Annotated in this window: 9 protein-coding genes and 1 tRNA gene; 5 read left to right on the plus strand and 5 right to left on the minus strand. The window is 58.9% G+C overall.

Annotation, left to right across the window (positions count from 1 at the left end; genetic code table 11):
• Positions 1 to 116 precede the first annotated feature (116 nt).
• The 5 genes from pth (at position 117) to AAC035_RS16200 (ending at position 2,940) form a co-directional block, all read left to right on the plus strand.
• The gene (pth, locus tag AAC035_RS16180) at positions 117 to 707 is read left to right on the plus strand and encodes an aminoacyl-tRNA hydrolase (protein ID WP_339805966.1); all 591 of its coding nucleotides are present in this window, start codon (positions 117 to 119) and stop codon (positions 705 to 707) included.
• Between the two features lie 104 nt (positions 708 to 811).
• The gene (gene ychF, locus AAC035_RS16185; RefSeq protein ID WP_339805969.1) at positions 812 to 1,903 is read left to right on the plus strand and encodes a redox-regulated ATPase YchF; all 1,092 of its coding nucleotides are present in this window, start codon (positions 812 to 814) and stop codon (positions 1,901 to 1,903) included.
• Between the two features lie 144 nt (positions 1,904 to 2,047).
• Positions 2,048 to 2,124: transfer RNA gene (locus AAC035_RS16190), tRNA-Met, on the plus strand.
• A 206-nt stretch (positions 2,125 to 2,330) separates the two neighbouring features.
• Positions 2,331 to 2,663: a type II toxin-antitoxin system RelE/ParE family toxin gene (locus AAC035_RS16195; RefSeq protein ID WP_339805971.1), complete on the plus strand. Its 333-nt coding sequence runs from the start codon at positions 2,331 to 2,333 to the stop codon at positions 2,661 to 2,663.
• A complete protein-coding gene (locus AAC035_RS16200) occupies positions 2,650 to 2,940 on the plus strand; it encodes a helix-turn-helix transcriptional regulator (protein ID WP_339805973.1) in 291 nt (96 codons plus the stop codon). Before AAC035_RS16195 ends, AAC035_RS16200 begins: the two co-directional genes overlap by 14 nt.
• On the opposite strand, the gene AAC035_RS16205 is transcribed toward AAC035_RS16200, so the two are convergent.
• From AAC035_RS16205 to AAC035_RS16225, 5 genes are all read right to left on the minus strand, one after another.
• Complete coding sequence (locus AAC035_RS16205) at positions 2,937 to 3,935, minus strand: oligopeptide/dipeptide ABC transporter ATP-binding protein (RefSeq protein WP_339805975.1); 999 nt, start codon at positions 3,933 to 3,935, stop codon at positions 2,937 to 2,939. The two genes, AAC035_RS16200 and AAC035_RS16205, sit on opposite strands and share 4 nt — an antisense overlap.
• Positions 3,932 to 4,900 (minus strand): oligopeptide/dipeptide ABC transporter ATP-binding protein, encoded by a 969-nt coding sequence (locus tag AAC035_RS16210; protein WP_339805977.1) that lies wholly within the window; start codon positions 4,898 to 4,900, stop codon positions 3,932 to 3,934. Before AAC035_RS16210 ends, AAC035_RS16205 begins: the two co-directional genes overlap by 4 nt.
• Before the next feature lie 20 nt (positions 4,901 to 4,920).
• Positions 4,921 to 5,853 (minus strand): ABC transporter permease subunit, encoded by a 933-nt coding sequence (locus AAC035_RS16215; RefSeq protein ID WP_339805979.1) that lies wholly within the window; start codon positions 5,851 to 5,853, stop codon positions 4,921 to 4,923.
• A complete protein-coding gene (gene oppB, locus AAC035_RS16220; RefSeq protein WP_339805981.1) occupies positions 5,853 to 6,773 on the minus strand; it encodes an oligopeptide ABC transporter permease OppB in 921 nt (306 codons plus the stop codon). The genes AAC035_RS16215 and oppB overlap by 1 nt, the downstream gene beginning before the upstream one ends.
• 7 nt (positions 6,774 to 6,780) lie before the next feature.
• On the minus strand, positions 6,781 to 7,609 hold an 829-nt coding region (locus AAC035_RS16225; protein ID WP_339805982.1), incomplete at its 5' end, for a peptide ABC transporter substrate-binding protein.

The following is a 7,609-nucleotide window of genomic DNA, read 5'->3' on the forward strand; positions in this document are numbered from 1 at the left end:
ACGATCACGACTTGCCGGTTGTAGCTGTACACAAGCCCCGCGGCATCAAGTCTGACGAAGCTGAAGACGCTGAAGAAGGCGAAGATCAGGAGTAATCACTCCGGGAGCAGGCGTTTATGGCTCAGGATATTGTCATGGTGGTTGGGCTCGGTAACCCCGGACCCGACTATGAGAATACCCGCCATAACGCAGGCGCCCTCTTCGTTGAAGCCCTGGCCCGCGCAGCGGGTCAGTCGCTTCGCCCCGAAAGAAAGTACCACGGCCTCTACGCCCGCATTCAGTGGCAGGGTCTGGAACTGCATCTGCTCAACCCCTCTACCTTCATGAATCGCAGCGGCCTCGCTATCAAGGCCCTCGCCGACTTTTTCAAGATCAGTCCTGACCAGATTCTGGTGGCTCACGATGAGCTCGACCTGCCCCCCGGTACCGCAAAGCTCAAAAAAGGTGGCGGCCACGGTGGTCACAACGGCCTGCGGGACACCATTGCCCATCTGGGCACCAACGACTTCCAGCGCCTGCGCGTTGGCATTGGCCATCCTGGCGACAGCCGCAAGGTTACCGGGTACGTACTGGGCCGCCTGGGCAAGCAGGAGACCGAGGAACTGAACGCCGTTATCGACGAAATCCTGCGGGTATTGCCGGACGCAGCCACTGGCAAACTGGCCGCCGCCATGAACCGGCTGCACAGCTTCAAGCCCATCCCCTGAGCTTTCAGCTCCCGACGCTACGCCAGCGGTTTCCACCGACTCGCACCGGGCACCATAGGCCGGTATAATCCCCCCACAATTTTTCGCATCAGCAGAGGCATTCCATGGGATTTAACTGCGGCATCGTCGGCCTTCCCAACGTCGGCAAATCCACCCTGTTCAACGCACTGACCAAAGCCGGCATTGGCGCAGAGAACTTCCCCTTCTGCACCATCGAGCCCAACGCCGGTGTGGTCGCGATGCCTGACCCACGGCTGACCAAACTGGCCGAAATCGTCAAGCCCCAGCGGGTGGTACCCACCACCATGGAGTTTGTGGATATTGCCGGCCTGGTAGCCGGAGCCTCCAAGGGCGAAGGCCTGGGCAACCAGTTCCTGGCCAATATCCGCCAGACCGATGCTATCGCCCACGTGGTTCGCTGCTTCGATGACAGCAACGTCATCCATGTCGCCAACAAGATTGACCCGGCGGCAGACATTGACGTGATCAATACCGAGCTGGCACTGGCTGACATGGACACCGTCGAGAAAGCCATCAAGCGGGTTCAGCGGGTTGCCAAAAGTGGCGACAAGGTCGCCAAGGCCCAGCAGGACATTTTTGAACGCCTGCTGCCGGTGCTGAACGAAGGCAAGCCTGTCCGCAGCATGGGCCTCGACAAGGACGAGCTGGCACTGATCCGTGAGCTGTGTCTGCTCACCATCAAGCCCACCATGTACATTGCCAACGTTGACGAGAACGGCTTTGAGAACAATCCGTACCTGGACACCGTTCGCGCCATCGCTGAAGCCGAAAATGCGGTAGTGGTACCCATCTGCAACAAGATGGAAGCAGAAATCGCAGAACTGGACGACGACGAAAAATCCGTTTTCCTGGACGAAATGGGCATGGACGAGCCAGGGCTCGACCGGGTAATACGCGCAGGCTACGGCCTGCTGGACCTGCAGACCTACTTTACCGCAGGTGTGAAGGAAGTCCGCGCCTGGACCGTGCGCGTTGGTGCTACGGCACCTCAGGCCGCCGCAGTGATCCATACCGACTTCGAGCGTGGTTTTATCCGGGCGGAAATCATCAGTTACGATGATTTTGTCCAGTACAAGGGCGAAGCCGGTGCGAAAGATGCCGGCAAGTGGCGCCTGGAAGGCAAGGAATACATCGTCAAGGACGGTGACGTCATCCACTTCCGCTTCAATGTCTGAGGCGGCGATCTCCCGGCAACAAAGGCCATCCTGCGGCCCGGCGCCAACAAAGACGGATTTTTTCTGGCTAAACCCTTGACAGGACTGGCCTGAATACTGAAAATACGCGCCTCGTTTGGGCTGCAAAGCCACCACAAACGATTTGGCAAGGTAGCTCAGTTGGTTAGAGCACAGCACTCATAATGCTGGGGTCGGCGGTTCAACTCCGCCCCTTGCTACCAGTATCCGGAAAGCCCGGCTCCCAGGAGTCGGGCTTTTTTCGTTTTTTACCCGCTCCCCTCTCCCAGCCAATCCTTCTCCCCTGCCAGGGAAATCAGAGACCTTCAGAAAAGCTTTCGAAACAAATGAGTTTCCCTGGTTCCGTGATGATACTTCCCTGATCGCAAGGTTATCGCATATGATAACCAACACGGAAGCAGGAACTCATATGGATTGGGAAATCGAATTCTACGGCAGGGTAGCCGAAGACCTGGCCGCGATGCCGGCGAAGATTCAGGCACGAATGATCCGCTTGATGGAATTAATGGAGAAGCACGGAGCACACCTGGGGGAACCCCACACAAAGAAACTGGATGACGATCTGTTCGAGATTCGGGCAAAAGCCCAGGAGGGCATTGGGCGAGGTATCTTCTGCTATATGCAGGGCAAGCGAATCGTGATTCTGCACGTGTTCGTGAAGAAGGACCAGAAAACCCCGAAAAAAGACCTGGAGCTGGCAAGAACCCGGCTGAAGGAGGTAAAAAAACATGAATCTTCATGAGTTTAAAAAGAAAGCACTGGAAAACGAAGAAGTCCGCAAGGAGTACGACGCACTTCAGGACGAGTTCAGTCTGATTGATCAGCTGCTGACCATGCGAGGCAAAGCCGGCCTTACCCAGGAAGAAGTCGCCGAAAGGCTGGGCACCAATAAAAGTAACATTTCACGGCTGGAGCGAGGCCGTAGCAATCCCAGCTGGAGCACTCTCAACAAGTACGCCGCTGCGTGTGGCTTTGGAATCAGGCTGGAGGCGGTAGAGAAAGACCGCGCCGGCGCCTAGAACTTGTCCACATAATGACAGGCCACCTGGTGCCCTGCTCCGCTCTTGTCCTCCAGCGCCGGAACCTCATGGGCGCAACGGTCGGTTGCCATCGGGCAGCGGGTGCGGAAGACGCAGCCGCTGGGTGGGTCCAGGGGCGATGGCAGGTCGCCTTCCAGCTGAATCGGGGGCTTATTACGCTCACGATCCGGGTCCGGTATCGGTACCGCAGCCATTAATGCCTGGGTGTAGGGATGCAGCGGTGCCTTGAACAGGTCCTCCCGGCGCGCGGCTTCCATCACCTTGCCCAGGTACAGCACCATGATCCGGTCGCTGATGTGCTTGACCACGCTCAGGTCGTGGGCGATGAAGATCAGCGCCAGTCCCATGTCCCGCTGCAGGGTTCGCAGCAGATTGATGACCTGGGCCTGCACCGACACATCCAGTGCCGATACAGGTTCGTCACAGATCACCAGCTTCGGTTCAAGGATCAGTGCCCGGGCGATGCCCACCCGCTGGCACTGACCACCGGAGAACTCGTGGGGGTAACGGTTTTTCTGACTCGGGTGCAGCCCTACCCGTTCCATGATGGCATCCACTTTTGCCCGCAACTCCGATGCCTTCAGGCCGGGGCTGTGGGTGCGCAGAGGTTCCGCAATAATGTCACCCACCGTCATGCGGGGCGACAGGGAGGCCAGCGGGTCCTGAAACACCATCTGGAATTTCTGCCGGCGTTTAAGCAACTCCTTCAGGTTCAGGGTCCGCAGATCTTCGCCGAGCCACACCACCTTACCTGCCTGGCTTGGCACCATGCCCATAATGGCCCGGGCCAGGGTGGACTTGCCGCAGCCGGACTCACCCACGATGCCCAGGGTTTCGCCTTCATTGAGGGTAAGACTGACATCGTTCACTGCCCGCAGACATTGCGGGCGGGTCCAGGGCCAGGCGTTGCGGGGCGTCACCTCGAAGGTTACCTGCAGGTTCTCGACGGTCAGCAGGGGTTGCTGTGAACTCATACCGCCAGCTCCCTGGGCAGATTACAGACCCGGATACGGCCATCACCGAAATGCTCCGCCGGATCCAGCTCCGCAAAGCAGCGTGGCTCCGCCACCGGACACCGATCGCAAAATGGGCATCCCGGTGGCAGGTTCATCAGATTCGGCGGGTTGCCGGGGATGGTCACCAGCTCCTCCACCTGTTCATCAATGCGGGGAATCGCCCCCAGCAGGCCTTTGGTGTAGGGATGGGCCGGCTGATAGAACAGGTCCCGGGCTTTGGCGTACTCCATCATCTGGCCGCCGTACATCACCAGAATCTGATCGCAGCTGCCCGCGACCACGCCCAGGTCGTGGGTGATCAGCACCATGGCGATGTTGAATTCCTGCTGCAGCTCACGCAACAGCCCCATGACCTGGGCCTGAACCGTCACATCGAGCGCTGTGGTAGGCTCATCCGCAATCAGCAGGCGCGGCTTGCACAGCAGTGACATGGCAATCATCACCCGCTGGCGCATGCCACCGGAGAACTCGTGGGGGTACATATGAATACGACTGCGGGCGTCCGGAATACGCACCGCATCCAGCATCTGCAAGGATTCCTGCAGCGCCTGCCTGCGACTCAGGCCGCGGTGCCGGATCAGCACCTCGGTGAGCTGATCACTGACCTTCATGAAGGGGTTCAGGGAGGTCATGGGGTCCTGGAAGATCATACCGATGCGGGAAGCACGGATCCGGTTCAGCTGCTTCTCCGACAGCTTCAGCAGGGGTTCGCCATCAAAGGTCACCTCACCACTGACCCGGGCGTTGTCCGGCAACAGTCCCAGCAGCGCAAACACGCCCTGACTCTTGCCAGCCCCGGATTCCCCGACAATACCCAGGGTCTGGCCGGCTTCAAGCTGATAACTGAGGCCACGTACGGCCTGAACCGTGCCGTCCGGGGTGTCAAAGGCCACATTCAGGTTGTTGACTTCAAGCATCGCCATCGACACAGGCTCCGGGTATTTCAGCGGTCTTTGGGGTCAAGGGCATCACGTAGTCCGTCACCGAGAAAATTGAAACAGAACAGGGTCAGCACCAGCATCAGCATGGGAAACATCAGGGTCCAGGGGGCGGTCCACATGGAACCAGCACCTTCAGAAATCAGGGCGCCCCAGGAGGTAAAGGGCTCCGATACCCCAAGCCCCAGAAACGAGATAAAGGATTCGAACAGGATCATCTCCGGCACCAGCAAGGTGGCGTACACAATCACCACGCCCATCACGTTGGGCACGATGTGGCGCACCACAATGAAAAACGGATGCACCCCCACCGCAATAGCCGCCTCAATGTACTCCTTGCGCTTCAGGCTCAGGGTCTGGCCACGCACGATACGGGCCATATTGAGCCAGCTGACGGCGCCAATGGCGACAAAGATCAGCAGCACATTGCGGCCGAAAATCGCCATCAGCACGATCACCAGGAACATGAACGGAAAGGCACTGAGTACTTCCAGAGTGCGCATCATGATGGCATCCGTGCGACCGCCTACGTAACCCGAGATGGCACCGTAAAGGGTGCCGATAATCACCGCCGTCAGTGCACCAAGCACCCCCACCAGCAGTGATATACGACTGCCCTGCACGGTGCGCTGATACAGGTCCCGACCAATGGGGTCCAGTCCGAAGTAATGCTGGCTGGTCAGGCTCGGTTTACCGTCCTCATCCAGGTTCGGCAGACTGGCCCAGTCGATGGACTCATTATCCCAGGGCGACAGGTACTGACCGAACAGGGCGAACAACACCAGCAGAACCAGCACCACCAGGCTGGCCACGGCTGCACGGTGCTTCAGAAATCGCGTCAGGGCATCGCGCCACAGGCTGCGTCCGTCGACGCCGGCGTTTTCCGCCAGGGTGTCCGCCAGCCCGGCCATGCCGGTGTGTTTGTCGGAGAAGAACATCAGTAACGCACCCTTGGATCAAGCCAGGTGTAGAGGATATCCACCACCGCATTAAACAGAATGGTCAGCACCCCCACCAGAATGGTCACCCCGAGAATCAATGAATAATCCCGGTTGATGGCGCCGTTCACAAAATGCTGACCGATGCCACCGGTGGAGAAAACCTGATCAATAATCACCGAGCCGGTGATAATGCCCACAAAGGCCGGCCCCAGATAGGACACCACCGGTATCAATGCCGGCTTGAGAGCATGACGCCATACAATGCTGTGACGGGGAATACCCTTGGCCCGCGCCGTGCGGATAAACGGGCTCCGCATCACCTCGATCATGCTGCTACGCGTGATTCGCGCCACCTGGGCGATGTAGGAGGTGGCCATGGCGATAATCGGCAACACAATGTACTCAACCTGCCCTCCTTCCCAGCCACCGGCCGGCAGCCAGCGCAGGGTAACGGCGAACAACAGCACCAGCAGCGGCGCCATCACAAAATTGGGGAATACCACCCCGGTCATGGCGGCGGTCATCACGGTGTAATCCGGCCAGCGGTTCTGTTTCAGCGCCGCCAGTACCCCGAAGGCAATACCAAAAACCACGACAAACAGAAACGACCAGGCGCCAATGTAGGCGGACCGGGGAAAGCTCGAGGCGATCAGCTCGTTGACCGTGTAATCCTTGTAGCGGAACGAAGGCCCCAGATCCCCCTGCACCACATTGCCCACGTAAATGAAATACTGCTGCCACAACGGCTTGTCGAGGTTGTACTTTGCCTCGATGTTCTTCATTACCGCTTCCGGCACGGCGCGCTCGTCGGTGAGCGGGCCGCCCGGCGCCGCGTGCATCAGCACGAACGAAACGGTAATCAGCGCGATCACAGTGGGCACGGCCACCATCAGGCGGCGGATGATAAAACGGATCATGGCTGCCTTACTCCGTGGTGAGGTACATATCCTTGCTGTAAATGATATTCCGGGGATTATGCTCCGGATACCCCTTCAGGCGGGGGCTGACCAGCGCCACCGTGGTGTAGAAATAGATGGGCGCCACCGGGAACTCCTGCCACAGGATATCCTCGGCCTGAACGTAGTAGCTGTTGGGGTCGTCACTCGAGCGGGCCTCCCGCAGCAACTGATCATAGCGGGCGTTGCTCCAGCCACCGTTGTTATTGCCACTGTCACCGGTGAGCAGGGTCAGAAACGTGGAAGCCTCGTTGTAATCGCCGATCCAGCCATGACGGGCCACCCCGAAATTGCCGGCCTGTTTCTCGGAGAGAAAGGTCTTCCACTCCCGGTTGCTGATGGTCACCCTGGCACCCAGCTTTTCCTTCCACATCTGGCTCAGCACGATGGCAATGGCTTTGTGGCTCTCGTCGGTGTTATACAGCAACTCGAATTCCAGCGGGTGCTCATTATCATAGCCAGCCTCTGCCAGTTTCCTGCGGGCCTCCTGATCCCGCCGGTCCTGGCTCCAGGTGGCGTATTCGGGCAATGGGTAGTCGAATTCACTGACATAGCCAGGGGTCAGATGGTAGGCCGGAATCTGCCCGCCCCGGGTGATGTAACGGGTGATAATATCCCGGTCGATGGCATAGGTCAGTGCCTGGCGCACCCGCCGGTCGTCAAAGGGCGGCCGGTTTACGTTGAAGGTGTACATATAGGTGGCAATGCTGGGCGCCATCACCAGCTCTTCCGGACGCTCCCGCTTCATTCGCTCGATCTGTGAAATGGGCACCTTGGAGGTCAGGTGCAGTTCCCCG

This window comes from uncultured Marinobacter sp. (assembly GCF_963974375.1).
Taxonomy (GTDB): Bacteria; Pseudomonadota; Gammaproteobacteria; order Pseudomonadales; family Oleiphilaceae; genus Marinobacter.